19 protein-coding genes are annotated in these 25,376 nt (G+C 75.4%); 2 read left to right on the forward strand and 17 right to left on the reverse strand.

The genetic code is table 11. The annotated features are described in order from the left end of the window. Window positions 1-154: 154 nt before the first annotated feature. The 9 genes from ACFQ6N_RS01915 to bldG form a co-directional block, all read right to left on the reverse strand. Window positions 155-1,321, reverse strand: coding sequence for a hypothetical protein (locus ACFQ6N_RS01915; protein WP_380646216.1), 1,167 nt, complete (start codon window positions 1,319-1,321; stop codon window positions 155-157). 298 nt (window positions 1,322-1,619) lie between these two features. Further along, complete coding sequence (locus ACFQ6N_RS01920) at window positions 1,620-2,831, reverse strand: DNA polymerase III subunit delta' (RefSeq protein ID WP_380646376.1); 1,212 nt, start codon at window positions 2,829-2,831, stop codon at window positions 1,620-1,622. 214 nt (window positions 2,832-3,045) lie between these two features. Then, window positions 3,046-6,585, reverse strand: a complete 3,540-nt coding sequence (tmk, locus tag ACFQ6N_RS01925) for a dTMP kinase (protein WP_380646217.1) — start codon at window positions 6,583-6,585, stop codon at window positions 3,046-3,048. Window positions 6,586-6,856: 271 nt separating this feature from the next. Continuing rightward, window positions 6,857-9,718 carry a type I DNA topoisomerase gene (topA, locus tag ACFQ6N_RS01930; protein ID WP_380646218.1) on the reverse strand — a complete coding sequence of 954 codons (2,862 nt, stop codon included), beginning with the start codon at window positions 9,716-9,718 and terminating at the stop codon, window positions 6,857-6,859. Window positions 9,719-10,154: 436 nt separating this feature from the next. After that, window positions 10,155-10,613 carry a DUF3592 domain-containing protein gene (locus ACFQ6N_RS01935; RefSeq protein ID WP_380646219.1) on the reverse strand — a complete coding sequence of 153 codons (459 nt, stop codon included), beginning with the start codon at window positions 10,611-10,613 and terminating at the stop codon, window positions 10,155-10,157. A gap of 194 nt (window positions 10,614-10,807) precedes the next feature. Further along, a complete protein-coding gene (locus ACFQ6N_RS01940) occupies window positions 10,808-12,340 on the reverse strand; it encodes a methyltransferase (protein WP_380646220.1) in 1,533 nt (510 codons plus the stop codon). Between the two features lie 324 nt (window positions 12,341-12,664). Continuing rightward, on the reverse strand, window positions 12,665-13,414 hold the full coding sequence (locus ACFQ6N_RS01945) for a small secreted protein (protein ID WP_380646222.1): 750 nt from the start codon (window positions 13,412-13,414) through the stop codon (window positions 12,665-12,667). A gap of 508 nt (window positions 13,415-13,922) precedes the next feature. Next, window positions 13,923-14,342, reverse strand: coding sequence for an ATP-binding protein (locus tag ACFQ6N_RS01950; protein ID WP_380646224.1), 420 nt, complete (start codon window positions 14,340-14,342; stop codon window positions 13,923-13,925). A gap of 160 nt (window positions 14,343-14,502) precedes the next feature. Next, entirely contained in the window at window positions 14,503-14,844 is a 342-nt protein-coding gene (gene bldG / locus ACFQ6N_RS01955) for an anti-sigma factor antagonist BldG (protein ID WP_049659132.1), read from the reverse strand. Window positions 14,845-15,067: 223 nt separating this feature from the next. Here bldG and ACFQ6N_RS01960 point away from each other — a divergent pair, with 223 nt between their 5' ends. Beyond that, window positions 15,068-17,500: a DEAD/DEAH box helicase gene (locus ACFQ6N_RS01960; protein ID WP_380646225.1), complete on the forward strand. Its 2,433-nt coding sequence runs from the start codon at window positions 15,068-15,070 to the stop codon at window positions 17,498-17,500. On the opposite strand, the gene ACFQ6N_RS01965 is transcribed toward ACFQ6N_RS01960, so the two are convergent. The 8 genes from ACFQ6N_RS01965 to ssd all read right to left on the reverse strand — a co-directional run bounded on the left by ACFQ6N_RS01965 (window position 17,495) and on the right by ssd (window position 23,388). Beyond that, window positions 17,495-18,034: an Rv3654c family TadE-like protein gene (locus ACFQ6N_RS01965; protein ID WP_380646226.1), complete on the reverse strand. Its 540-nt coding sequence runs from the start codon at window positions 18,032-18,034 to the stop codon at window positions 17,495-17,497. The two genes, ACFQ6N_RS01960 and ACFQ6N_RS01965, sit on opposite strands and share 6 nt — an antisense overlap. After that, window positions 18,022-18,366 (reverse strand): TadE family type IV pilus minor pilin, encoded by a 345-nt coding sequence (locus ACFQ6N_RS01970; protein WP_380646228.1) that lies wholly within the window; start codon window positions 18,364-18,366, stop codon window positions 18,022-18,024. Before ACFQ6N_RS01970 ends, ACFQ6N_RS01965 begins: the two co-directional genes overlap by 13 nt. 166 nt (window positions 18,367-18,532) lie before the next feature. Then, window positions 18,533-18,805, reverse strand: a complete 273-nt coding sequence (locus tag ACFQ6N_RS01975) for a DUF4244 domain-containing protein (RefSeq protein ID WP_380646229.1) — start codon at window positions 18,803-18,805, stop codon at window positions 18,533-18,535. A gap of 42 nt (window positions 18,806-18,847) precedes the next feature. Continuing rightward, on the reverse strand, window positions 18,848-19,447 hold the full coding sequence (locus ACFQ6N_RS01980; protein ID WP_380646231.1) for a type II secretion system F family protein: 600 nt from the start codon (window positions 19,445-19,447) through the stop codon (window positions 18,848-18,850). A gap of 179 nt (window positions 19,448-19,626) precedes the next feature. Beyond that, the gene (locus tag ACFQ6N_RS01985) at window positions 19,627-20,667 is read right to left on the reverse strand and encodes a type II secretion system F family protein (protein ID WP_380646232.1); all 1,041 of its coding nucleotides are present in this window, start codon (window positions 20,665-20,667) and stop codon (window positions 19,627-19,629) included. Next, window positions 20,664-20,897 (reverse strand): hypothetical protein, encoded by a 234-nt coding sequence (locus ACFQ6N_RS01990; protein WP_380646233.1) that lies wholly within the window; start codon window positions 20,895-20,897, stop codon window positions 20,664-20,666. Before ACFQ6N_RS01990 ends, ACFQ6N_RS01985 begins: the two co-directional genes overlap by 4 nt. Beyond that, on the reverse strand, window positions 20,894-22,180 hold the full coding sequence (locus ACFQ6N_RS01995; protein ID WP_380646234.1) for a TadA family conjugal transfer-associated ATPase: 1,287 nt from the start codon (window positions 22,178-22,180) through the stop codon (window positions 20,894-20,896). The genes ACFQ6N_RS01990 and ACFQ6N_RS01995 overlap by 4 nt, the downstream gene beginning before the upstream one ends. An 83-nt stretch (window positions 22,181-22,263) precedes the next feature. Further along, entirely contained in the window at window positions 22,264-23,388 is a 1,125-nt protein-coding gene (gene ssd, locus ACFQ6N_RS02000; RefSeq protein WP_380646235.1) for a septum site-determining protein Ssd, read from the reverse strand. 730 nt (window positions 23,389-24,118) lie between these two features. On the opposite strand from ssd, the gene ACFQ6N_RS02005 reads away from it, so the two are divergent. Further along, entirely contained in the window at window positions 24,119-25,030 is a 912-nt protein-coding gene (locus tag ACFQ6N_RS02005) for an HAD family hydrolase (RefSeq protein WP_380646236.1), read from the forward strand. Window positions 25,031-25,376: the final 346 nt, after the last annotated feature.

The raw sequence follows: 25,376 nt of genomic DNA on the forward strand, positions 1-25,376 counted from the left end.
ACACCTCGGTGCCCCGACACCTCGGTGCCCCGACGACGCGACGACCGGGACAACCGGGACGACCGCGACCTCGACGGTCCTGGGGGACGGGGCAACGCCGCTGCCCGGTACCCACCCCGGGTACCGGGCAGCGTAGCGCCCGCTCGGCCGGCGCTCAGGACGCCTTGGCCAGCGCCTCCGCCAGGAACTGCGCCGCCTGCCGGACCAGCCGCAACCGCTCCCGGTCGGGGGTGAAGTCCTGCACGTTGTCCGAGATCCGCACCTCGGCCTTGGCCGCCGGGCCCGCCCCGGCCTTGAGCGAGGCCTGGAGCTTGCGGGCCGCGTCCAGCCCGGCGGCGTCGGCCTTGGCGGCGGCCAGCAGCAGCTTGGCCGCACTGCCGGCCGGGGCCTCGGCGCCGGTCTGGGTGAGCGCGGCGGCGTCGTAGCGGCCGGAGACCGCCGCGGCCGCGCCGTACAGGTCCGGGCGGGCCAGCCCGGCGGCGGCCGCGCACGGCGCGCCGCCGTCGACGCCGAGGGTGCCCCAGGAGGCCGGGCCGGGGGGCAGGGTGCGGAAGGAGGCCGCGATGGTGGTGCGCAGCGTCGCGTCGTCGGAGACGGCGGCCGGGGCGGCGGCGACCAGTTCGCAGGGGTGGGCGGTGCCGTTCGGCGCCTCGGGGGCGACCAGGATGAACGGACGGGCCTTGCCGGTCTGCAGGGCCGAGCCGATGCCCTCGAAGACGTCCGGCACCTCGGCGTCGGCGGTCTTGCGCGGCGCGGCCGCGTGCATCACGACGACCGGGAAGCGCGCGTTGGGCTCCTTGGCGTACTGCGGCGGCAGCCAGACCCGGACGTTGCGCGGGCGCCCGTCGGGGCCGAGCACGGCGGACTGGAGCAGTTCGCCGCCGCCCGGGTGGCCGACGCTGTCGAAGCGGCTGACTACGGCGGGGACGGTGCCGGGGGCCGTGCCGGGGACGGCGCCGGGGGCGACGGCGGCCGTTTCGACGGCCACGGGCGGCGCCGCCTGCTGCCGGGCCGCCGCCCCGGCGACCGGTGCCGCGCCCGTCCCCGCCGCGTCCACGACCGGTTCGGCCCGCTCCGGCTCCTGGGGGCCGCGGCCGAGCCCGCCGAAGGCGCCGAGTGCGGTGAGCAGGGTCAACGCGGTGACGCACACCCCGCAGACCATCGCCCCGGCCGCCCGCAACAGCATCGGCCAGCGGTCACCGGCCAGCTCGTAGGTCTCGGCGACGCGCAGGTCGCGCCAGCGCAGCAGGGCGCCGCGGGCCAGCCAGATCCCGCCGAGAGCGGCGGCCAACAGGGGGATGACGAGAAGCGAACGAATCATGCGACGCACCGCCTCGGAGGAGGGCCGGCGCCGGACCGGACCCGGCGCGTACGGGAGACGACCGGCCCGGCAGCGGGCGCAGTCGGCCCCCAGCGTGCACAACCGGCGGACGGTCACACGCGGGTGTGCCCGGCGCGTATCGCTCGTTCACTCGAAGGTGGGACAGCGCACCGGGTCCGGGAGGCGTACGGCCCTCGGCCGGTGGAGCGGTCCGGCCGACGGACCACCAAGCGGCCCAGCGGACGATCCGCCGGACGACCCACCGGACGACCCGGCAGGCGCCCCGGCGGCGGCCGGCTCAGCCCGCCCGCAGGGCCACCGTCATCGCCTCGACCGCGAGCAGCGGGTCCACGTTGCGGTCCAGCGCCACCCGGCAGGCCAGCACCGCCTCGATCCGGCGCAGCGTGCCCTCCGCCGGACCGGCCTGGGCGACCCGGTTCAGCGCCTGCCGCTGGTCCTCGTTGGAGAGCGCGCCGGTCGAGCCGAGTTGGATCGCGAGCACGTCGCGGTAGAAGCCGAGCAGGTCGAGCAGGGCGACACCGAGGGTCTCCCGACGGGTACGGGTGGAGCGGCTCTTCTGCCGCTTCTCCAGCTCCTTGACCGCGCCCGCCATGCCGCGCGGCGCCTTGCCGCCCTCGGTGGCGCCGTAGATGGCCCTGAGGTCGTCGGTCTCCTTGGCGTCCCGGGTCTCGGCGAGCGCCTCCGCATCGGCCTTCGCCGTGTCGACCAGGCGCTGGGCGGCGGCCAGGCAGCCGCCGATGTCGCCGACCTCCAGCGGGATCCGCAGCACCTCCGCCCGGCGGGTGCGGGCCTGCTCGTCGACCGCGAGGCGGCGCGAACGGTCGATGTCGCCCTGCCCGGCGAGCGCGGCGAGCCGGGCCGTCTCCGGGGCGACGCCGTCGCGGCGGACCAGCGTGTCGGCGACCGCCTCGGCGGAGGGGGTGCGCAGCACCAGCAGGCGGCAGCGCGAGCGGATGGTCGGCAGCACGTCCTGGACGGAGGGGGCGCAGAGCAGCCAGACGGTGCGCGGGGAGGGCTCCTCCACGCCCTTGAGCAGCGCGTTCGCGGCGGCCTCGGTGAGCCGGTGGGCGGCGTCCACCAGGATCACCGACCAGCGGCCGCCGGTCGGGTAGCTGGAGGCGCGCAGCACCAGGTCACGCATGTCGCCGACGCCGATGGACAGGCCGTCGGTCCGGACGTACTTCACGTCGGCGTGGCTGCCGGCCAGCACGGTGTGGCAGCCGTCGCAGAACCCGCAGCCGGGCGTGCCGCCGAGCGCGAGGTCGGGGCTGGTGCACTGGAGGGCGGCGGCGAACGACCGCGCGGCGGTGACCTGACCGGCGCCGGGCGGACCGGTGAACAGCCAGGCGTGCGTCATCAGGGAGGCATTCCCGCCCTCGACCGGGGCGGCCCCGCGACCGGCCTCGACCGCCGCCCCGGCCGCCCGGGCGGCGGCGGTGAGCTGCTCGACCACCCGCTCCTGGCCCACCAGGTCGTCCCAGACGGCCACTGCTGCTCCCAAGCTCCGTACGGCAGCGCCCACGGCGCATCTTCCCCGCCGTCGAGCATACGTCTCCGCTCGGACAGCCACTGCTCCGTCCGGGTCACGGCGGACCTTGCCCGACGCCCGACACGCGACGCCCGACACCCGGTGCCCCGGCCCCGACAGCAAGGCGGCGCCGCCGGGGACCCGCCCCGACGGCGCCGTCACGCATCCACCGGTGTCAGCCCCGGCGGCCCCACCGACGGCCCTTGCCCTTGCCGTCACCCTTGCCGTCGCCCTGGCCCTGGCCGTCGCCCGGGCCCCGGTCCTCGGCGCGCGGAGCGGTACCGCCCTGCGGGCCGCCCTGCCCGGGGCCGCCGTGCTCCCACTGCGACCACTCGTCGTGCGAGCCGAGCAGGGTGTCGGTGAGGCTCGGCAGGTCGTCCATCGGCGTCTCCTCGGCCCACTCCGGCCGCTGCCGCTCGGCAGCCGGCTGCGGCGCGGGCTGCGCCTCCGACCGGGTCGGACGCTGCGGCCGCGCCTGCGGCCGGGACTGCTGCCGCGGCTCCGCAGCGGCCTCCCCGCCGATCACCGGCAGCTCCCGCGTGCCGTCCACCGGACGATCCGGCTCGACCCGAGGCAGCACGGCGGTCCGGTCGGCCTCCGCCGGAATCCGCGGCAGTACGGCCGTCTCGTCCACCGCCGAGGCCGGCACCACCGGCAGCTTGGCGGTCGCGTCGACCGCCCCGGCGGCGCTGCCCGACCCGGCCGCGCCGAGCGCCTTGCGCGCCTCGGCGGCTTCCGCCGCCCGGACCGCGGCCTGCCGGTCCCGCAACGACAGCTCACGGGTCGCCTCGTCCCCGAGCCCGCCCGCCGAGCGCTGCGAAGCGTCCTGAGCCGACACGTCCCGAACCGGAACGCCCTGAACCGGAGTGTCCCGAACCGGATCGCCCTGAACCGAAGCGTCCTGAACCGGAGCGCCCTTCGGGGTGTCCCGGACGACCCGCAGCTCCGTGGTGACGTCCGCGCCACCCTCTGACCCCGGCCGTCCGTCCGCACGTCCGTCCGCACGACCCGCCGCCGTCTCGGCGGCCGCGGCCGCGGCCGCCAGCGCGGCGGCCTGCGCCAGCCGGGCCTCCTCGGCCCGCTGCAGCGCCTCCTCCGCCCGGCGGCGCTGCTCCTCGCGGGCGAGCTCCCGCTGCCGCTGGAGTTCCGCCTGGGCAGCCGCCTCGTCGGCGACCCGCTTGCGCTCGGCGGCCTCGGCCGCCAGCCGGGCCTCCTCTGCGGCACGGAGCTTGGCCTCCTCCGCAGCACGGCGCGCGGCCTCTTCCTCCGCTCGGCGGCGCGCCTCCTCCTCGGCCTTGCGCCGGAGTTCGGCGGCGGCCCGCTCGGCCTCCTCCTTGGCCAGCCGCTCCTTCTCCGCCTGCTCGGCGCGCAGCTGGGCCAGCACCTCCTGCCGCTTGCGCTCGGCGGCCTCCTCCTCGGCCTTCTTGCGGGCCTCCTCGGCGGCGCGGCGCTCGGCCTCCTCGCGGGCGAGGCGCTCCTGCTCGGCACGGGCGGCCTTCTCCTGCTCGGAGAGCGGCAGCTCGCGGTCGAGCCGGTGCCGGATGGCGGTGGTGACGAAGCCGGGGGCCTGGCTGCCGTCGACGACCAGGTAGCGCGCCGGGTCGGCGGCCGCGAGGGCGAGGAAGCCGGCCCGGACCCGCTGGTGGAACTCGGTCGGCTCGGACTCCAGCCGGTCCAGCGCTTCGGTGAAGCGCTCCCGGGCCCGGGTCGGGTCGACGTCCAGGACGACGGTCAGGTCGGGCAGCAGCCCGCCGGTGGCCCAGCGGGAGATCCGGGCGACCTCGGTCGCGGCCAGGTCGCGCCCGGCGCCCTGGTAGGCGATGGAGGAGTCCATGTAGCGGTCGGTGATCACCACGGCGCCGCGGGCGAGGGCCGGCCGGATGACGTTCTCGACGTGCTCGGCACGGTCGGCGGCGTAGATCAGCGCCTCGGCGCGGTGCGACAGGCCGGTGTTGCCGACGTCCAGGACGAGGCCGCGCAGCCGCTGGCCGACCGGGCTGCCGCCGGGCTCGCGGGTGAGCACGACCTCGTGCCCCTTGCCGCGGATCCACTCGGCGAGCGCCTGCGCCTGGGTGGACTTGCCGGCGCCGTCGCCGCCCTCCAGGGCGATGAAGAAGCCGGTCCCCGCGCCCCGGTTCGGCACCGGGCCGACGGCGCCGCGCACCGCGTCCAGCAGGTCCCGGCCGAACGGCGCGGTGCCGCGGCGGTCGTCGGTGCGCACCAGCACGACGGCGGCGAGCACCAGCGTGAGCAGGCCCGCGGTGGCGACGGCCAGGGCCGCGCCGCCGTGGATGAAGGTGAAGGAGCCGGGCTCGACGGCGCCGTACTCGACGTCCCCGTAGGCGGCGGCGATCAGCGGGACGACGACCAGCGCGGCGGCGACCACGGTCCGCAGCACCGCGGCCAGGTGCTCGGTGACCTTCGGCAGCCGGGCCTCCTCGACCTCCTGCGCGAGCAGGGTGCGCCCGGCCGAGACGACGACCCCGGCGGCCAGGGCGGCCAGCACGGTGAGCAGCAGGACCAGCACGAAGTCCAGCACCAGCCCGGCCAGGATCAGTGCGACGCCCTGGGTGAGCAGCGCCAGCGCGAGCAGTCGGCGGCGGGAGAGCGAGGGCAGCGTGGCCCGGGTGAGCCGGGCGCCCAGGGCGGGCGCGCCGGTGGCGGCGAGGACCACCAGGCCGTAGCCGATCGGCCCGGCCCGGTGCTCGGCGGCGGTGAGCAGCGCGAGCCCGGCGACGCCCGCCATCGAGGCGAAGCCGGCCGCGACGGCGAAGGTGAAGTACGGGGCGCCGCCGGTGCGGCCCTTGCCGAGCGCGGGGCCCGGGGCGGCGTCGGTGGGCGCCCGCAGGCCCCGCAGCGGCGAGACCGGGGCGACGTTCACCGGGCCGCCGGGCAGCTGCCGGAGGTAGTCGCGGACCGCCGCGGCGGCGAACAGTCCGGCCGCGCCGAGCGCCGCGAAGGTGAGCTGGTGGGCGCGGAGCCAGTCCGCGCCGAGCGCCGCGCCGATGTTGTTGAGCAGGGTGAAGCCGACCAGGCCGACGGCCGCGAGCGGCACGGTGACCCAGCCGGTGAAGCGGTCGACGACCCGGACGGTCTCCAGGTTGGCGGCGGCGGGCCGCCGCTCGGCGGCCGGGGCGTAGGGATCGGCGGACGGCAGCAGGCCCGGGACGGCGGCGGCCTTGGTGATCCCCCAGACCCGCTCGGCCGCTCCGGTGACGAAGACGGTGGCGAGCAGGGCGTAGGCGGCGGCCCCGGAGGGGTTCGGGCCGGAGCCCAGCCAGACGCTCCACCAGGGCGCGAGGCCGATCAGCAGGGCGCGCAGCACGTCGGCGCCGAACAGCGTCCAGCGCCGGTCCAGCCTGCCCGCGACCAGCTTGTGCACCGGGCCGAGCAGCGCCACGCCGACCAGGCCGGTGGCCGCCACGCGCACGGCGAACACCGCGGCGAGGGCGAAGGCGAGGCTGCGCGGCAGGTCGCCGAACTGGTGCCCCTGGGCGGCGGCGATCACGGTGAGCGCCAGCAGCACCAGGAGGCCGAGCCGGTCGGCGGTGCCGCCGATCAGCTGGGTGGTCCACAGCCGCCGGTAGGGACGCGTCCGCAGCAGCGCCCGGGCCCGGTCCGCCGGGGTCCCGGCGGGCGCGACCTCGGGCAGGTCCGGCACTGCGGCCCTGGCGGCCGGGGCGGCGCTGGGGGTGGGCTGCTCCTCGCTCGTCATACGGTCAGCGTAGCGGGCTGGGCTTGGCCGGAATGAGACGAACGGACTTCCGGATCCCGCTCATCACCGGGTTGTGACGTTCTCCGCACGGTTCTCCGCACAGTTCCCCGCCGGGATCGCCGCACGGATCCCGACTCTGGTCCTGTCTCTGGTCCTGCCTCGGATCCCCACTCGGGCCCACTCGGGCCCACCCCGCCCCACCCGGCCCCCGGCACGCCGCAGGCCCGCGCCCCCGGTGAGGGGGCGCGGGCCCGCTGCCGCTGCCGGAGGGTCAGCCCTCGTCGGTGGCCGTGCTCGCGGCGGTCTTCTTCGCCGCCGTCTTCTTCGCCGTCGCCGTCTTGGTGGCGGTCTTCTTCGCCGCGGTCTTCTTGGCCGTCGCCGTCTTGGTCGCCGTGGTCTTGGCGGCGGTCGTCTTCTTGGCCGCCGTCTTCTTCGCCGGGGCCTTCTTCGCCACCTTCTTCACCGGACCGCGCGCCCGCTTCTCGGCGAGCAGCTCGTAGCCGCGCTCCGGCGTGATGGTCTCGACGTCGTCGTCCTTGCGGAGCGTCGCGTTGGTCTCGCCGTCGGTCACGTACGGGCCGAAGCGGCCGTCCTTGACCACCACCGGGCGCTCGCTGACCGGGTCGTTGCCCAGCTCCTTGAGCGGCGGGGCGGCGGCGGCCCGGCCGCGCTGCTTGGGCTGGGCGTAGATCGCCAGCGCCTCGTCGAGGGTGATGGTGAAGAGCTGGTCCTCGCTGGTGAGCGAGCGCGAGTCGGTGCCGCGCTTGAGGTACGGGCCGTAGCGGCCGTTCTGCGCGGTGATCTCCGCGCCCTCGGCGTCGGTGCCGACCACGCGCGGCAGCGAGAGCAGCCGCAGCGCGTCCTCCAGGGTGACGGTGTCCAGCGCCATCGTCTTGAACAGCGAGGCGGTCCGCGGCTTGACCGCGTTCTTGCCGGTCTTCGGCGTGCCCTCGGGCAGGATCTCGGTCACGTACGGGCCGTAGCGGCCGTCCTTGGCGACCAGCATGTTGCCGTTGACCGGGTCCGGGCCGAGCTCGAAGTCGCCGCTGGGCTTGGCCAGCAGCTCCTCGGCCAGCTCGACGGTGAGCTCGTCCGGCGGCAGCTCGTCCGGGATGTCGGCGCGCTGGCCGGGCTCGCCCTCGACGGTGGAGGCGCGCTCGACGTACGGACCGTAGCGGCCGACCCGCAGGGTGATGTCGTCGCTGATCCGGAACGAGCTGATCTCCCGGGCGTCGATCGCGCCGAGGTCGGTGACCAGTTCCTTCAGGCCGCCCAGGTGGTCGCCGTCGCCGTTGCCGGCCTCGGCGGCGCCGCCCACGGCGTGGCCCTCGCCCTCACCGAAGTAGAAGCGCTTCAGCCACGGCACGGACTTCGCCTCGCCGGCGGCGATCCGGTCGAGGTCGTCCTCCATCCTGGCGGTGAAGTCGTAGTCGACCAGCCGGCCGAAGTGCTTCTCCAGCAGGTTGACCACGGCGAAGGAGAGGAAGGACGGGACGAGCGCCGTCCCCTTCTTGAAGACGTACCGGCGCTGGATGATCGTGTCGATGATCGACGCGTAGGTGGAGGGGCGGCCGATCTCCCGGTCCTCCAGCTCCTTGACCAGCGAGGCCTCGGTGTAGCGGGCCGGCGGCTTGGTGGCGTGGCCCTCCGGGGTGATCTGCTCGGCGGCCAGCGGGTCGCCCTGGGTGACCTGCGGCAGCCGGCGCTCGCGGTCGTCGAGCTCGGCGTTCGGGTCGTCGGCGCCCTCGACGTAGGCCTTGAGGAAGCCGTGGAAGGTGATGATCTTGCCGGAGGCGGAGAACTCGACGTCCCGGCCGTCGGCGGAGGTGCCGCCGACCCGGACGGTGACGGACTGGCCGACCGCGTCCTTCATCTGGGAGGCGACGGTGCGCATCCAGATCAGCTCGTACAGCCGGAAGTCGTCGCCGGTCAGGCCGGTCTCGGCAGGGGTGCGGAAGCGGTCGCCGGACGGGCGGACGGCCTCGTGCGCCTCCTGCGCGTTCTTGACCTTGCTGGCGTAGGTGCGCGGGGCGTCCGGCAGGTAGTCGGCACCGTACAGCTGGGTGACCTGGGCGCGGGCGGCGGAGATCGCGGTGTCCGACAGCGTGGTGGAGTCGGTACGCATATAGGTGATGAAGCCGTTCTCGTACAGCTTCTGGGCCACCTGCATGGTCCGCTTCGCGCCGAAGCCCAGCTTGCGGCTGGCCTCCTGCTGGAGCGTGGTGGTGCGGAACGGCGCGTACGGCGAGCGGCGGTAGGGCTTGGACTCGACGCTGCGGACGCTGAACGCGGTCTGCGCGAGGGCGGCGGCCAGCTGACGGGCCGCCTGCTCGTCCAGGTGCAGGGTGTTGGTGCTGCCGGCCTTCAGCTGCCCGTTCGAACCGAAGTCGCGGCCGCTGGCGATCCGCTTTCCGTCGACGGCGGCCAGCCGGGCCCCGAAGGTCTCCGGGTTGGCGGCGTCGGCCGGGGTGCGGCCGGTGCCGAAGGTGCCGACCAGGTCCCAGTACGAGGCGCTGCGGAAGGCGATCCGCTCGCGCTCGCGCTCGACCACCAGCCGGGTGGCGACGGACTGCACGCGGCCCGCCGACAGCTTCGGCATGACCTTCTTCCACAGCACCGGCGAGACCTCGAAGCCGTACAGGCGGTCGAGGATGCGGCGGGTCTCCTGGGCGTCGACCAGGCGCTGGTTGAGCTCGCGCGGGTTGGCCACGGCCTCCTGGATCGCCGACTTGGTGATCTCGTGGAACACCATCCGGTGCACCGGCACCTTGGGCTTGAGCACCTGCTGGAGGTGCCACGCGATGGCCTCGCCCTCGCGGTCCTCATCGGTGGCCAGGAAGAGCTCGTCGGACTCCGCGAGGAGCGACTTCAACTTGCTGACCTGGGACTTCTTGTCCGCGTTGACCACGTAGATGGGTGCGAAGTCGTGGTCGACGTCGACCCCGAGACGGCGCACCTCGCCGGTGTACTTGTCCGGAACCTCGGCCGCGGTGCTCGGGAGGTCGCGGATGTGCCCGACGCTCGCCTCGACGATGTAGCCGGGGCCCAGGTAGCCCTTGATCGTCTTCGCCTTGGCCGGCGACTCGACAATGACGAGTCGCTGTCCGTGCGCGGTCTCGCTGCTCGGGGACACCTTCGCTCTTCTCTCCCGGTCCTTATGTGGCTGGTCGGCGCGGCAGCACGGGCTGCGCTCCGCCCGACCCCTCCACCGTCCCGGGGCCGCCGCTGCACGACACCCCACCAGCGGAGTGTGACCGTACCCCGGCCACCCTTGTCAAACGGAAGGATCCCGCTTTTTCACTTGCCGGGCTCACCGACGCCACTCGAACGGTAACCCGATGACGGAGGTTCGCGCCCCGTGGAGGGGGGCCTTCGGCAGGTCCCGGAGGATGGAATGACGGATTTCAAGATCTGTCAACGGAAAAATCGACGGGCGGTCGGGTTCCGGTCAGAAGTTCAGACATACCGACCGGAACTTCCGGACGGGGCACTCCGGTGGAGGGGTGCGCCGAGCACTGCCGGACGCCACCGGACGCCACCGGGGACGTCCTCGTGCACGGGCGGGAGCCTCAGCCGCCGACCGCGGCCAGCAGTCCGGCGCCCGCCCCCAGACAGGCCACCCCCAGGGTGCTCCACAGCAGGTCGGCGACGGCCGCCCGGCCGATCTCCCCGGCGGCCAGCACCACCCTGGTCGGGCGCTGCGGGTCGTAGCAGATCCGCACCGGGGCGCCCGGCGCGAAACGATCCGGACGGCGCAGCGGCGTATGCCCGCGCGGACGGGCTTGCACGAGCCCTGCGATCCGGCACGCGCCGGAGCCGCCCACCGAGGGCGGCACGGAGAAGGAGAGCAACGGCGCGCTGTCCAGTTGCCCGTGCGCGTCGTCCTCGGCGACCACGGTGGCCACCGCCGGAACCCCCCGACGGCGCACCTGGTGGCGAAGGCGCACTTCGGCGGCGCACCAGAGCAGCAGTACGCCACCGAAGAGGGCGAGCACCAGCCCGCCCACCGTCGCCGTCGTCGTGTCCACCCCTGGCCCCCGGCTCCCCAGCTCTGTCCACAGCCTGTGGACAGAGCCTCACAGCGGAGGACCAACGGGGAGCAGCCGCTCGAAGGCCGCCGGACGAACCAGGGGGTACGGGCAGGTGAACCGGGGCGCCGTCGGCTCAGGCGCAGGCGAACGCGGGTGGGCGCGGGTGGACGCTGGTGTGCGCCGGCGGACCGTCAGCGGACCGGGTCGATGAACCCCTGCTCGGTCAGCAGCCGCAGCGACTCCGGCACCCGGTCACGCAGGACCACCCGGTCCTCGCCGAGCAGCTGCGCGATGGCGTCCACGATCTCGCCCGCCGACAGCGTCCCGTCGCAGACGCCGACGAAGCCCGCGCCCACCGTGTCCACCTTGGTGGCCCGTCGCATGCCCCGGTTGTGACGCAGGATCACATGCTCCGGGTCCTCCGCGCCCGGTGCCCCGACCTGCTCCTGGACCACCTCGTCGGCCAGCACGTAGCGGGCCGAGAGCAGGCTCGCGTCGTCGTGCGAGCGGAGGAAGTCCTGCCGGTCGAACCAGGCCTCGATGTGCGGGCCCAGCGGCTGCTCCACCGGGTGCGGCCACTCCTCGACCCGGACGGTCGGACGCTCGGCGCCACTCGCCCGCAGCGTGATCCACCCCATGCCGATGCCCTCGACCCGGCCCGCCTCGAAGGCGTCCAGCCACTCGCCGTAGCGGGCCTGGTAGTCCCCGCCGGGGCCGCGGTGGTCGCCGCCGTCGCGCAGCCACAACTCGGCGTACTGGGCGACGTCCTGGACCTCGCGCTGGACCACCCAGGCGTCCAGTCCGGTGCCGGCGATCCAGCCCTCCAGCCGCTCGTGCCAGTCCTCGCCCTCGACGTGCTGCCAGTTGGCGAGCAACTGGCAGTAGCCGCCGGGCTCCAGGTGGTCGGCGGCGGAGCGGACCAGGCTGCGGCCCAGGTCGTCACCGGCCATACCGCCGTCGCGGTAGGTGAACCGGCCGGCCGGCGAGATCACGAACGGCGGGTTGGAGACGATCAGGTCGAACTTCCGCTCCCCGACCGGCTCGAAGAGGCTGCCGGCGAGCACCTCGGTGTGGTCGAAACCGGACAGCGCCAGGGTCAGCTCGGTGAAGCGCAGCGCACGCGGGTTGAGGTCGGTGGCGGTGACGGTGGCGGCATGCCGGGCCGCGTGCAGCGCCTGCACACCGGAGCCCGCGCCGAGGTCCAGCGCGGCCCGGACGGGACGGCGCACGGTGATGTTCGACAGCGTGGTGGAGGCGCCGCCGACGCCCAGCACCAGGTCCTTGCGGGCCACCCCGTGCGCGGTCTCGCCGGAGCCGATGCCGCCCGCGCCACCCACCGCGCAGCCCAGGTCGGAGACCACCCAGGCATCCGAACCGGGCATCCCGGCAACCTCGTTGGCGTACGGCCGGACATCGACCGTGGCGCGCACCAGGTCCCCGTCGGGCCTCAGCCAGCCGTCCGCCAGGCAGTCCTCCACCGGCAGCGCGGCGGCGGCCGCCCGGTACGGCACGGGCTGCTGCAGCAGGAACAGCCGCACCAGCGTCTCCAGCGGGCTGCCACCGCGCGTCGCACGCAGCGCCGGAACCGCCTCGCTGCGGGCCAGCGCCGAATAGCCGGTGGGCCCGAGCAGGTCCAGGCACCCGTCGGCGGTGAACGAGGCGGCGAGCAGCGCCTCGCGCAGCTTGGCGAGGCGGGTCGGGTCGAGAACGGGGCTACTGATCACCCCGCCATTGTCCCCCGGCACTCCCCCGCCGCCTGCCCCGGGACCGACCGCCCCGCAGCGCGCCGACCCGACCCGTCGGGAGCCCCCGGTGCTCCGCGCGCCCCGCGCACGCCCCGTGCGCCGGGGGCTCCGGGCTTCCGGGGCTTCCGGGCCCTCGTGGGTCTTCGTGGATCTTCGTGGGCTGTCGTGGGCTGTCGTGGGCTGTCGTGGGACGGCCCGGGACACAGCGCAGGACAGGCGGCGCAGGACGCACCGCAGCCGGTGCCGCTCCTGCGAGCGGCACCGGCTGCGGTCGAGGGCGGGATCCCTCGCCTCCCGCTCGGGTCAGCTCGCGGACGGGGCCGGGGTGGTGGCGGGCGGGGCAGCCGGGGTGGTCGCTCCGGCGGCGGGGGCGGCCGTGTCGGTCGCGCCCGGCGCGGGGGTGGTGGCAGGGGCGCTCGGGGTATCGGTCGCGCCGGGGGCCGGGGTGGTGCCCCCGCCGCCGGGCGCCGGGGTGCCACCGGTGCCGGTGCCGCCGCTCGGGGCAGTGGTCGGCGACGGCTTGCAGCCCTCCTGCTTGGCCATCGCGGCACCGAGCTCGCCGCGCTGCAGCTTGCTCTGCGCCTGGGTGGACAACGAGGCCAGCTGCTGCACCTGGTCGGCGACGCTGCGCAGCCCGTCGGCGAACTTCGCCTGGTCGTTGTTGGGCAGCGCGTCCAACTTCTTCTGGACCTCCTGGTAGCCGTCGGACGCCTTCTTCAGCTCGTCGACGGTGTCCTTCTGCAGGGTCGCGCCGTCCTGCACCTTGGGCGCACCGGCCGAGTCGATGGCGGCCGCGATGTCCTGGTTGGTCTTGGCCAGTCGCCCGATGTCCGTGGAGAGCCGCTTCTGCAGGTCGGCCGGGGTCTCACCGGTCTTCACCTGGCCGGTGTCGGCGAGCGCGGTCTGGGCCTGGGCGATCGGGTCCTTGGCGGCGCCGCAGACGGTCGACGCCCAGGACTCCAGCTGCTTGCTGTTGTCGTCGCCGCCGCAGCCGACGGCGCCGAACGCCAGCAGCACACCGAGGGCGGGTACGGCCAGCAGTCGCTTGTTCACCGGGAGGAGCCTTTCGGTTCGGTCGTCTTCGGTCGTCGAACCTACACGGCCGGTGCCAGCACCCCGGTTCCCGGTTCCCGCCACCGACTTCGGGCCCCGGCGCCGGGCACCGCCCAGGCCCGCTCGCCCGGGCCCGCTCGCCCCGGATCGGATCGCCCCGTCGGAAGGTGCGCGGCACCCGGGCGTCCCCGTCCGGCGTGCCGAGGCTGTCGCAGGGGCTCGCCGGCCGGCACTCGCCGTCGTACGGGACCGGCGTCGGACCGTACGCAGCGCGAGGCTGTCGCCGTCCGTCCGGAGGACGAACGCGCCCGGCTGCTCTTCCGCGACGAGGTCCGATCAGCGATCGGAGCCGGTCGTGCCGGAAGCAGCGGACCGTCATGCTCGACGAACCGCAGCACTCGACGACCTGTCAACGCGCGAGAGGCCTGTGGGTGGGAGACCCAACCAGGGGCCGCCGGACCGTAGCCGGAAGGCCGAAAGGCCGAAAACCGGAGAAGGGTGCCGTGCCTCAGACCGCGACGGAAGCGACCGAAACCGGCCAGCTCATCCGGATCAGGCCACCGTCCGTGCCGTTGGTGACCTCCAGGTCCTCGACCAGGCCACTGATCACGGCGAGGCCCAGGGTGTCCTCGTCCGGCTCGCCGCCCTCGGCGCTGCCGGAGGCCGGGACGGCGGCGGGGCCGGCCTCGTCCTCGACCTCGATGAGGAAACGCTTCTCCTGGTCGGTCAACGCGACCCGGACCGTGCCACCGATGCCACCACGCTGGTGCAGCCCGACCGCACGGGAGCACGCCTCGCCGACCGCGAGCCGTACCTCGTCGAGCACCGACTCGTCGACACCGGCACGTCTGGCGACGGCCGCCGCGACCAGCCGGGCCGTCCGCACGTGCTCGGGAAGCGCGCTGAATCGAAGTTCGACGGTTGCCATCTCTCCCCCTCGGGGTACTCCGACCAGGGCCGGAAACCGGCCCCGACGGGCCGGCGGAACCGGCCCAGAAGCGGCCGGGGACGCCCCGGGCCGCGCGGGCCCAGGCACCCCGGACGCGAGGAAACGGGACGGGCCGACCACGAGGGCCGGCCCGGCCGCGTCAGTCGGTCGCGTTGACCGCGTCGTCCACCGAGGTGTGGATCGGGAAGACCTTGGTCAGGCCGGTGATGCGGAAGATCTTCAGGATGCGCTCCTGGTTGCAGACCAGGCGCAGCGAGCCCTCGTGGGCACGCACTCGCTTCAGACCGCCCACCAGCACACCCAGGCCGGTCGAGTCGAGGAAGTCGACGCCTTCCATGTCGACGACGAGGTGGTACTTGCCGTCGTTGACGAGCTCGACCAGCTGCTCCCGCAGCTTCGGGGCGGTGTACACATCGATCTCGCCGCCAACCTCGACGACCGTGCGATCGCCGACTGAACGGGTCGACAGGGACAGGTCCACGGAACCTCCAGCACCTTGCCTTGCTACGTCATGTGCGATCCTCGGCCGGAACGGCCGCCACCGCATGGTCGCGAGCCCGGGCGCGCCCAGCCAACGCGTGGCAAGCCTCAGCGCTGCGACCCACGGCCGTACGGCCGTCACGGCCACATTCAACCACCTGCGACCATGCCCGCACGATGGCTTACGACGATTCTCCGTCACGCCGGTGACACACTGGGTCCTCATGCCGCCCCGACACAGCCCGCCCGAGGCACTGCTCACGACCCTGACCACCGGCCGGGGGCGGTCCGAACGGCTCACCCATACGGAGCACCTTCCCGCCCGACCTGCGCGTTATTCACCGTGGCCCGGATCGATCCGCCCGGAGATCGTGGCCTCGGCACTCGCCGTCGGGGTGGAGCGCCCCTGGGTGCACCAGGCAGAAGCGATGAACCTGGCCAAAAGCGGTCAGACTGTGGTGATCGCCACAGGCACCGCCTCGGGCAAGTCGCTGGGGTACCTGGCCCCGGTCCTCAGCGACCTCCTGGACGGCACCGAGGCCCGCAACGGCCGCGGCGCGACCGCGCTCTACCTGGCGCCGACCAAGGCGCTCGCCGCCGACCAGCGCCGCCGGGCAGCCGAACTCGCCCCGCCGAGGGTCCGCGCCGCCCTGTACGACGGCGACACCCCGACCGAGGAACGGGAGTGGGTCCGCCAGTACGCCTCCTACGTGCTCACCAACCCGGACATGCTGCACCGGGGCATCCTGCCCGGCCACGCCCGCTGGTCCTCCTTCCTCAAAGCGCTGCGCTACGTGGTCGTCGACGAGTGCCACAGCTACCGGGGCGTGTTCGGCTCGCACGTGGCCCAGGTGCTGCGCCGGCTGCGCCGCGTCTGCGCCCGGTACGGCTCCTCACCCACCTTCCTGCTGGCCTCCGCCACCACCGCCGACCCGGCCGCGACCGCCGAACGCCTCACCGGCCTGCCCTCCGTGGCCGTCACCGACGACGCCTCGCCGCGCGGGCCGATGGTCTTCGGCCTCTGGGAGCCGCCGCTGACCGAGAACGTCGGCGAGCACGGCGCGCCCGTCCGGCGCACCGCCACCGCCGAGGCCGCGCACCTGCTCACCGACCTGGTCGAGCGGGAGACCCGCACCGTGGTCTTCGTCCGCTCCCGCCGGGCCGCCGAACTCGTCGCCCTCCAGGCCCAGGACCAGCTCGGCCGACCGCTCGCCGACCGGGTCGCCGCCTACCGCGGCGGCTACCTGGCCGACGAACGCCGGGCCCTGGAACGCGCCCTGCACAGCGGCCGGCTGCTCGGCCTCGCCTCCACCTCCGCCCTCGAACTCGGCGTCGACATCTCCGGTCTCGACGCCGTCCTGATGGCCGGCTACCCGGGCACCCGGGCCTCGCTCTGGCAGCAGGCGGGCCGGGCGGGCCGCGAGGCCCAGGGCGCGCTGGCCGTCCTGATCGCCCGGGACGACCCGCTGGACACCTATCTGGTGCACCACCCGGAGGCACTGTTCGCGGCGCCCGTCGAGGCCACCGTGCTCGACCCCGACAACCCCCACGTACTCGCCCCGCACCTGTGCGCGGCCGCCGCCGAACTCCCGCTCACCGACGCCGACCTGGAGCTGTTCGGGCCCTCCACCGCCCCGCTGCTGCCGGTCCTGGAACGGCGCGGCCTGCTGCGTCGGCGCGCCGACGGCTCCTGGTACTGGACCCGCCGGGAACGCGCGGCCGACGCCGTGGACCTGCGCGGCAGCGGCGGCAGCCCGGTCCAGATCGTCGAGGCCGACACCGGTCGGCTGCTCGGCACGGTGGACGCCGCGGCCGCGCACACCACCGTCCACACCGGGGCCGTCCACCTGCACCAGGGCCGCACCTACCTGGTCCGGGACTTCGACCTGGAGAACTCCGTGGCCCTGGTCGAACCGGCCGATCCGCCCTACACGACGGCCGCCCGCGACATCACCTCCATCTCCGTCCTCGACACCGACACCACCATCGACTGGGGCGAGGGCCGGCTCAGCTTCGGCTCGGTGGAGGTGGTCAACCAGGTGGTCGGCTACCTCCGGAAGCGGATCTCCACCGGGGAGATCATGGGCGAGACCAAGCTCGACCTGCCGCCCCGCACGCTGCGCACCCGCTCGGTCTGGTGGACCGTCACCGAGGACCAGCTGCTCGACGCGGAGATCCCGCCCGACCAGCTGCCCGGCGCCGCCCACGCCGCCGAGCACGCCTCGATCGGCCTGCTGCCGCTGTTCGCCACCTGCGACCGCTGGGACATCGGCGGCGTCTCCGTCCCGTTGCACCCGGACACCGGGCTGCCGACCGTGTTCGTCTACGACGGCCACCCGGGTGGGGCCGGCTTCGCCGAACGCGGCTTCCAACGGGCGGTCGAGTGGCTGACGGCCACCCGCTCGGCGATCGCCTCCTGCGAGTGCGAGCGCGGCTGCCCCTCCTGCGTCCAGTCGCCCAAGTGCGGCAACGGGAACGACCCGCTGGACAAGGCCGCCGCCGTCCGGCTCCTGGACGTCCTGCTGGCCGGGGCACCCGGGGCCCCCGGGGCGGCAGTCGAGGCAGGCCCCGGCGGTGCGGCCCCGACCGGCGTGGCGCCGGCCGACGGAGCAGCGGCCGATGAGGCGCCGGCCGATGGAGCACCGGCCGGCTCATGAGGCCGCCCCCGCAGCGCTCGGGGCACCACCCGGACCGTCCTCGGCCGCAGTGACCGGGGCCCGTACCGGTCCGGCCCGGGCCCTCGCCCGTGCCGGACCGACCGGAATCCGCAACGGGAGTCGGCCGACCTCCACCTCGGCCACCACCTCGACGGCGTCGGCCGACCCGTCCACCACGCAGGACACCAGGCCGGCGCCCTGCGCGGCGGCGATCCCGACGGCCCGGGCGCAGCCTCCGTCCGGATCCAGCAGCAGCCGGTCCGCCGCCGCGAGGGCCGCGAGGTCGGCCGCCGACTCGGCCCGGTGCCGGGCGGCGACCACCGAGCCGACCGCGATCGTCGCGGCGAACACCGCCGTGCCCAGCATCGCCAGGGCGAGCAGCCAGACCGTCGCCGAGCCGGTGTCCGCGCCCCGCCCGCCCGCAACCGCCGCCACACGTGCTGTACGGGCCCTCGCCACCCGCTCCGGCAGTGCCCACAGCACCCGAAGTACCCGCAGTTGCCGCAGTTGCCGCGGCCCGGTCAGGACGGCCATGGGCCACCGCCTCCACCCGCGACTGCGACCGGCACGTCCTCCCGCGCGGCCACGGCCTCGGCGCCGACCCGCACCGTGAGGAGTCCGCCGATCCTGCCCGGTGCCGCGCACGGCGCGTCCACGTCCACCCGCACCGTGTCGGCCGCCAGCGCCAGCCGGACCTGCGCGCCAGCCGGGGCCGCCGCGCGGGCGAGTTCGACGGCGTCCGCCTCCCCTCGCGCGGCTGCCCTGGCACCGACCCGGGCGGCGTCCACACAGCGGATCTGCGCCGCCGCCGCGAGCACGCCCCAGATCAGCATCGCCGCGAGCAGGACGAGCGCCGGCAGGGCCACCGCCGTCTCCGCCGTGACGAAGCCGGCGTCGCCGCGCCGGCCCGGCCGCAGCGACCACGGCCGACCGCCGGTGCGCCCGGCCCGGCCCGAGCCCGTCCGGCACGGGCCGGGGCCCGTCTTCGGACTCCCGGCATCGGCGCCCCGGGCGGGGGCCCGAAGACCGGCCCTACGTCGCATGGAGCGCCCGTTGGAGCGTGTCGGTCAGCGCGCCCATGATGGCCTCGCTGGTCACCACCTTGTAGAGCCCGGCCGCGAGGGCGCACGCCCCCAAGGTCCCGACCGCGTACTCGGCCGTGGTCATCCCGGCGTCCGACCGGGCCCGGTGGCGGGTCACCCCGCGCACCCGGCAGGCCGCCCAGCGGCTCCGCCGCCGCCACGCGCCGAGCAACCTCCGGAGCGGGCGCCCGTTACCGGGCCCGATCGCGATCACTGTCGTCATGGATCTCTCCTGTCTCTCGATGGACGAACAATCGACGTGCGGTCACATCGCCTGTGCGAAGCGGCTGGTGAGGCCGATGACCACCGGCACCACCCCGATCAGCACGAAGGCCGGGAGGAAGCAGAGCCCGAGCGGCGCGGTGGCGAGCACCGCGGCCCGGCGGACCCTGGTGTGGGCGGCGCGGGCGGCTGCCGTCCGCTGCCCCTGGGCCAGTCCGATCAGCGGCCCGGCCGCGGGGGTGCCGCCGAGGCTCGTCCGCACCAGGCAGCGCGCCAGCGGTGCCAGTGACGGGTGCCGCTCGCCCAGTCGGCTCCAGCACAGCTCCGGCGGTGCGCCGAGGGCCAGTTCGGCCCCGATCGCCACCAGCCGGGGGCCCATCGGCGCGTCGACGCTCCGACCGACGGCCGACACGGCCTCGGAGGGCAGCGCGGCCGCTCCGAGGCAGGCCGCCAACAGTTCGGCACCCAGCGGGAGCTGCCTGGTCATCAGCTCCTCCTCCAGGGCCGCCCGCCGGTCGGCCGCCGAGCGCGCCCTGGCCGACCACCGGTGGACGCCCACCGCCGCCAGCGCCCCGGCGACCAGCCCGGTGCCGCCGCCGACCAGCAGTGCCACGGTGAGCCCGGCAGCGACAGCCGAAGCCATCCGCAACCGACGCTCGACGCCCGGGTTCGTCGCCCCGGTGCGCTGCCGCGCCCCCGTCTGCTCACGGGCTCCGACGAACGCCTGCCGCCGCCTCACCCGGCCACGTACCAGCGCCCGCCCGCGCGCCACGGCGGTCGCCACGACCGGGAGCCCGGCCACCGCCCACTCGACGCCCCGCATCAGCCGGCCCCCGTTCCCGCTCCGAGCACCCGCGCCCGGGCCACCCGCACCCGCGACAGCCCGCAGCGGCGTTCGCCCGCGAGGAGGACGGGCGGCCCGCCGGGCGCCCGAGGGCGCTCACCGGGCCTCCGCGGGGCGTCCAGCGCGCCCCGGGCCGCCGAGCGGACGATGCGCGCCGTCCAGAGCGCACCCAGCCCCTCCAGGGCCGCCCCGGCGGCCAGGCAGCCCAGGCCGGCCGGCGTGTGCAGCAGGACGGCCAGCGGACGGGCCCCGAGCGCCGCACCGAGGAGCAGCCCGGCGCCCGGCAGCGCGGCCAGGACGGCGATCGTCGCCCGCGGCCCGGCCAGTTCCCCGGCGATCTCCTCCGCCAGCGCCCGCTCGCCGCGCAGCGCCTCCGCGACCCGGTCCAGCGCGGCGGCCAGGCCCGCCCCGCTGTCGGCGGCGACCCGCCAGCAGGCCGCGATGGCCGCCGCCCCGCTCCCGCCCGGCAGTTCGGCCAGCAGGTGGAACGCCGCGGGCACGTCCCCGCCGTAGCGGCCCGCCGCGAGCCGCGCCACCGGCTCCTCGCCGAGCCCGCGCAGCCCGTCCGGATCGGCGGCCAGCCGCGCCGTGACCAGGTGCAGCGCCTGCTCGGGCGTCGCCCCGCCGCGCAACTCCCCGGCCAGTGCGGCGCAGAGCTCCACCACGGCGGCGGCCCGCCGCCCGGACTCCGCCGCCGACCGGCGCCGCAACCGCCATCTGCGCAGCGGCAGGACGGCCAGCGCGGCCGCGAGCGCGGGCACCGGTGACGCGGTGGCCTGCCCGGCGGCCAATCCCACCGGCAGGGCCAGCAGTTCCGGCGCCGGCGCCTGCGGCAGTCGGGCCCGGACCCACTCCGCCGCCACCGGGCGGCCCGGATCCCGGGTGGGAGGCCCGCTGCCCGCGAGCACCAGTCTGGAACGCCGCCCGCCCGGCAGTTGCTCCTGGAGCACGCGCCACCCGGAAACGGCCGCCAGACAGAGCGCCGTCGCCCAGCAGAGCGTGAACTGATCCCGCGTCATACCAACCACCTCCGTCGTCGGCCGTCGCCGGCCGTTCCCGCTCCGCCGCCCTTCCTGCTCCAGGCCCCGAGTAGCGCCAGGGCCCCCGCGGCGCACCCGCCGAGCAGCAGGACGAAGGCGAGTTCCACCGCCCGCAGCGCCGGGTCCGCCGACCCGGCCGCCGTCACCGCGGTCGCCGCCATGACCGCCGTCGTCGCCGCCGTCCCGGTCACCGCGGCCGGCCCCGTCACGACGAGCCCCCGGGACCGGGCCCGAACTCCGCCCCGAGCCCGGCCCCGAGCGTCACCCCGCGCGCCGCCAACAGCCCGACCAGCCGCTGCCAGCCCACCCCGGGGACCAGACCGCCCGCCGCCGGGAAGGCCACCGCCGGAGTGGTCACGGCCAGCCCGGCACGGTCCCCGGCCAGCGTGTGGATCTCCGCCACCCGGCGCCGCCCCGACCCCGGGTCCCGCACCAGGTGCACCACCACGTCGAGCGCGGCCCGCAGTTGGCTGTGCAGCGCGGGCCGGTCGAGCCCGGCGAGCGAGCCCAGGGCCTCCAGCCGGACCGGCACGTCCGCCGCCGTGTTGGCGTGGACCGTCCCGCATCCGCCCTCGTGCCCGGTGTTCAGCGCGGCCAGCAGGTCCGACACCTCGGCCCCGCGCACCTCGCCGATCACCAGCCGGTCCGGGCGCATCCGCAGCGCCTGGCGGACGAGGTCCCGGAGGGTGAACTCGCCCAGTCCCTCCTGGTTGGGCGGGCGACTCTGCAGCCGCACCACGTGCGGATGCGCCGGTCGCAGTTCGGCGGAGTCCTCGGCCACCACGATCCGCTCGTCCGGCTCGACCAGCCCGAGCAACGCTGCGAGTAGCGTGGTCTTGCCCGAGCCCGTCCCCCCGGACACCAGCAGCGACAGCCGCGCCCGCACGATGCCGGCCAGCAGGCCGGCGCCCTCCGGCGGCAGCGCCCCGCCGGCGGCCAGTTCGTCGAGCGTGAACGGCCGGGGCCGGCAGACCCGCAGCGAGATGTGCGTGCACCCGGCCGCGATCGGGGGCAGGACGGCGTGCAGCCTGGTCCCGTCCGGCAGCCGGGCGTCCACCCAGGGGCGGGCGTCGTCCAACCGCCGCCCGGCCGCGGTGGCCAACCGGTGGGCCAGCCGCCGCACCGCCTCGGCGTCGGCGAAGCGGACCCCGGTGGCCCGGTGCAGGCCGCCGCCACGGTCGACCCACACCTCCTCCGGTCCGTTCACCAGGACGTCCGTGACGTCGGGCGCCGCCAGCAGCCGGTCCAGCGGGCCCGCACCCACCAGTTCGGCGCGCACCGAGCGCACGGTGTCGAGGACCTCGTCCCCGCCGAGCGGCGGCCGGGTGGCCCGCAGGGCGGCCGCGACCGAGCCCGCCGTCGGGGCGGCCCCGGACTCGGCCAGCCGCAGCCGCACCGCGTCCACCAGCGCCGCCGCCCGCTGCTCGCGGGCCGTCCGCCCGTACGGGCAGGGCCCGTGCTCGGCCTCCGGCGGCCCGCCGGGCGGCGGCACGCTCCTGAGCGGCCGGTGCTCCCGCACACCGGTGCCAGGGCCGGGTACTTCACCTCGAAGGGCTGTTCTCCGCAGACGGACCATCAGTACACTCCTCCTCCGACCGCCGACACCGGCGGCAGCACTTCGTTCAGGAAGGTCGCGCAGAAGCGCGCGAGCGGGCCGCTCTCCCGGACCCCGGGCGGGACGCCCTTCTCGACGTCCTGGGACAGGCCCGGCTCCGGCTCCAACTCCCCGGCCAGCGGCAGCCGCAGGCCGCGCGCGATCCGGTGGGCCGGGAGCCCGCCGGCCCGGACCGGCCGCACCACGGCCCGGACGTCCGCGAGCCGCATCCGGGCCGCCGCCGCGACCCGGTCGGCGGCGGCCACCGCCCGCAGCTCGGCCGGCACCACCAGCAGCGCCAGGTCGGACTGCTCCATGGCCTGCCCGGCTGCCGCGTCCAGGTGGCGGGGCACGTCGACCACCACCAGCCCGCCGCGGCGCCGGGAGGCGGCCAGCACGCTGCGCATGGCCTCCGGCGGCACCGTCAGGGTGTCTCCGCGGTCCCAGGACAGGCAGGACAGCGCGGGGAGGCGTCTGAGCGCCGGCAGCGCCCGGGTCAGCTCGGCCCCGCTGACCCGGCCGCGCGAGGCGGCCAGGTCGGGCCAGCGCAGCCCGCGGGCCATCTCCCCGCCGAGCAGGATGTCGAGCCCGCCGCCCAGCGGATCACCGTCGACGAGTATGGTCCGCCGGCCCGCCCGCGCGGCCGTGACCGCCAGGGCGCAGGCCAGCGTCGAGGCCCCGGCGCCGCCCCGGCCGCCGAGCACCGCGACGGTGACCGCCGGGGCGCCGCCGCCCTCGGCCGCGTCGGCGATCCGGTCGAGCAGCCAGGCCTCGGCATCGGGCAGGAACAGCACGTGCTCGGCGCCGAGTTGGACGGCTCTGACCCACACACCGGGGTCGTCCAGGTCCAGCCCGAGCAGCAGCACCCCGCCGCGCCGGCCCAGTCCGGAGCAGCGATCGGCCTGGTCGTCCCCGACCAGGACCAGCGAGGCCCCGTCCCAGAGCTCCCGCGTCGGCGGCGCGCCCCGGACCAGCCTCGGTTCGGTGCCCGCGGCCGCGCAGAGCCGCAGCAGGTGCTCGGCCAGGCCCTCGTCCCCGGTGACGACGAGCGGCCCGAGGGCTCCGGGGCCCTCAGCGGTGACGTGGTCGGCGATCGGCGTCGACATGGTGGTCTCCCCTCCGCGCCGGCGGCCACCTGGGGTGGCCGGGGCGCACGTCGGACGGTTGCGGCGGACGGCCGCCCGGCAGACCTCCGAGAGAGGAAAGGGGATGAGGCCCTGCCCGGCGACCGCCGCCGAACATCACGGTGGGGGGAGATCCGGATTCCGTCATCCACGTTCCGATTGCCTGTGGATAACTCGCGGCTGTGGATGAATACGTTCACCCGGGCGGGGGTGTTAATCGGCAAAGAATTGACGAAAGGGGGTCACGGAGATGAACCGGCGGTCCACCGCAGCGTGATCGGACGATCTCCGGAAGGTCTCCGGAGCGCCTTCCCTGCACCCTCTCGGAGCGGCCCCGCTCCACCGATCGGAACCAGCCGTTCACCCCTGGTCAGCCATGAGCAAATGGCAACACAGAGTGACGAAAGATGGTCGACGGGTCGGAGTGCCGACACTCCCTGCAGGCCGTCGGCGCGGCGTGCGGCGGATGCGCCGCGAAGGGCCTTCAAGCCCTGAAAATGGCCCCGGACGTGCGACGACCCCCGCCGGGGGGGAGAGCGGGGGTCGTCTATCCACAGCCCGACTCGGGGGGGAGGAGCCGGACCGGGTTAGCACGGTCGCGAACGATCCGTGACTTCCATGGTGTACCCGAGCGGCCAGAAACACAAACCCGCACGCCCACGAGTACGCCGAATGGCGGGGTGTTTTGCGGCTCCCTCTATCCTCGGTTCCCGTGGACACCACCGAGAACGCCGACGACCACGCCGACGAGTCCCCGGGCGACACCACGGGCGACACCAGCGGGCCCGAAGAGCTCCGCTCACCCGCCCGCCCCCGGCCGGGCGGGCCGCGCACGGCGGCCTTCTTCGACCTCGACAAGACCATCATCGCCAAATCGAGCGCGTTGGCCTTCAGCCGCCCCTTCTACCAGGGCGGCCTGATCAATCGTCGGGCCGTACTGCGCAGCGCGTACGCCCAGTTCGTCTTCCTGGTCGGCGGGGCGGACCACGACCAGATGGAGAAGATGCGGGAGTACCTCTCCGCGCTCACCCGGGGCTGGAACGTCCAGCAGGTCCGCGAGATCGTCGCCGAGACCCTGCACAACCTGATCGACCCGATCATCTACGACGAGGCCGCCTCGCTGATCGAGCAGCACCACGCGGCCGGCCGGGACGTGGTGATCGTCAGCAGCTCCGGCTCCGAGGTGGTCGAGCCGATCGGGGCACTGCTCGGCGCCGACCACGTGATCGCCACCCGGCTCAAGGTCGAGGACGGCTGCTACACCGGCGAGATCGAGTACTACGCCTACGCCGAGAACAAGGCCGCCGCCATCCGGGAGTTGGCCGCGACCGAGGGATACGACCTGGCCGCGTCCTACGCCTACAGCGACTCCTCCACGGACCTGCCGCTGCTGGAGGCCGTCGGCCACCCGTCGGCCGTCAACCCCGACCGCGCGCTGCGGAAGGAGGCGCAGGCCCGGGAGTGGCCGGTGCTGGTCTTCGACAAGCCGGTGGAACTGCGGCGACGACTGCCCGAATTCTCCGCGCCCAGCGGCTCGGTGCTGACCGCGGTGGCGATCGGGACGGCGGCCCTGACCGCCGGGGTGATCTGGTACCTGGCCCGGCGGCGGCGCCCCCTCGCCTGAGGCCCGGCGGCCGCCCCCAGGGGTGGGCAAACCGGGCAATCAGTACGGACTTCCCATTTCGGGTTCCCCTTTCGCCCGAAACGCGATACAAAGGAAGCACGGCCCGCGAGACCCGGTCAGGACCGAAGAGGTCAAACCGACAACGCAGTTCAGGCCCCACGGACCGCACGTACAGGTATCCGAGCACCCACATGCAGCCGACCCGCTGTCGGGCCGCCGGACCAGACGAACGGGCAGGATCCCCGTCTGATCGGCACTTCCGGTGCATGCATGGTCACCCGGATATCTGCACCAGCGGCGGCACCCGGCAGGATCAGGTGCCGCCGCATCCCTTTGCCCACGGACC

The sequence above is a fragment of the Kitasatospora sp. NPDC056446 genome (genome assembly GCF_042796115.1).
GTDB lineage: Bacteria > Actinomycetota > Actinomycetes > Streptomycetales > Streptomycetaceae > Kitasatospora.

Bases quoted from the DNA above. Each gene is read 5' to 3' on its own strand.
- ACFQ6N_RS01915 (WP_380646216.1), bottom strand. From the start codon at position 1,321: ATGATTCGTTCGCTTCTCGTCATCCCCCTGTTGGCCGCCGCTCTCGGC.
- tmk (WP_380646217.1), bottom strand. From the start codon at position 6,585: ATGACGAGCGAGGAGCAGCCCACCCCCAGCGCCGCCCCGGCCGCCAGG.
- ACFQ6N_RS01950 (WP_380646224.1), bottom strand. From the start codon at position 14,342: ATGGCAACCGTCGAACTTCGATTCAGCGCGCTTCCCGAGCACGTGCGG.
- ACFQ6N_RS01960 (WP_380646225.1), top strand. From the start codon at position 15,068: ATGCCGCCCCGACACAGCCCGCCCGAGGCACTGCTCACGACCCTGACC.
- ACFQ6N_RS01965 (WP_380646226.1), bottom strand. From the start codon at position 18,034: ATGGCCGTCCTGACCGGGCCGCGGCAACTGCGGCAACTGCGGGTACTT.
- ACFQ6N_RS01975 (WP_380646229.1), bottom strand. From the start codon at position 18,805: ATGACGACAGTGATCGCGATCGGGCCCGGTAACGGGCGCCCGCTCCGG.
- ACFQ6N_RS01980 (WP_380646231.1), bottom strand. From the start codon at position 19,447: ATGGCTTCGGCTGTCGCTGCCGGGCTCACCGTGGCACTGCTGGTCGGC.
- ACFQ6N_RS01985 (WP_380646232.1), bottom strand. From the start codon at position 20,667: ATGACGCGGGATCAGTTCACGCTCTGCTGGGCGACGGCGCTCTGTCTG.
- ssd (WP_380646235.1), bottom strand. From the start codon at position 23,388: ATGTCGACGCCGATCGCCGACCACGTCACCGCTGAGGGCCCCGGAGCC.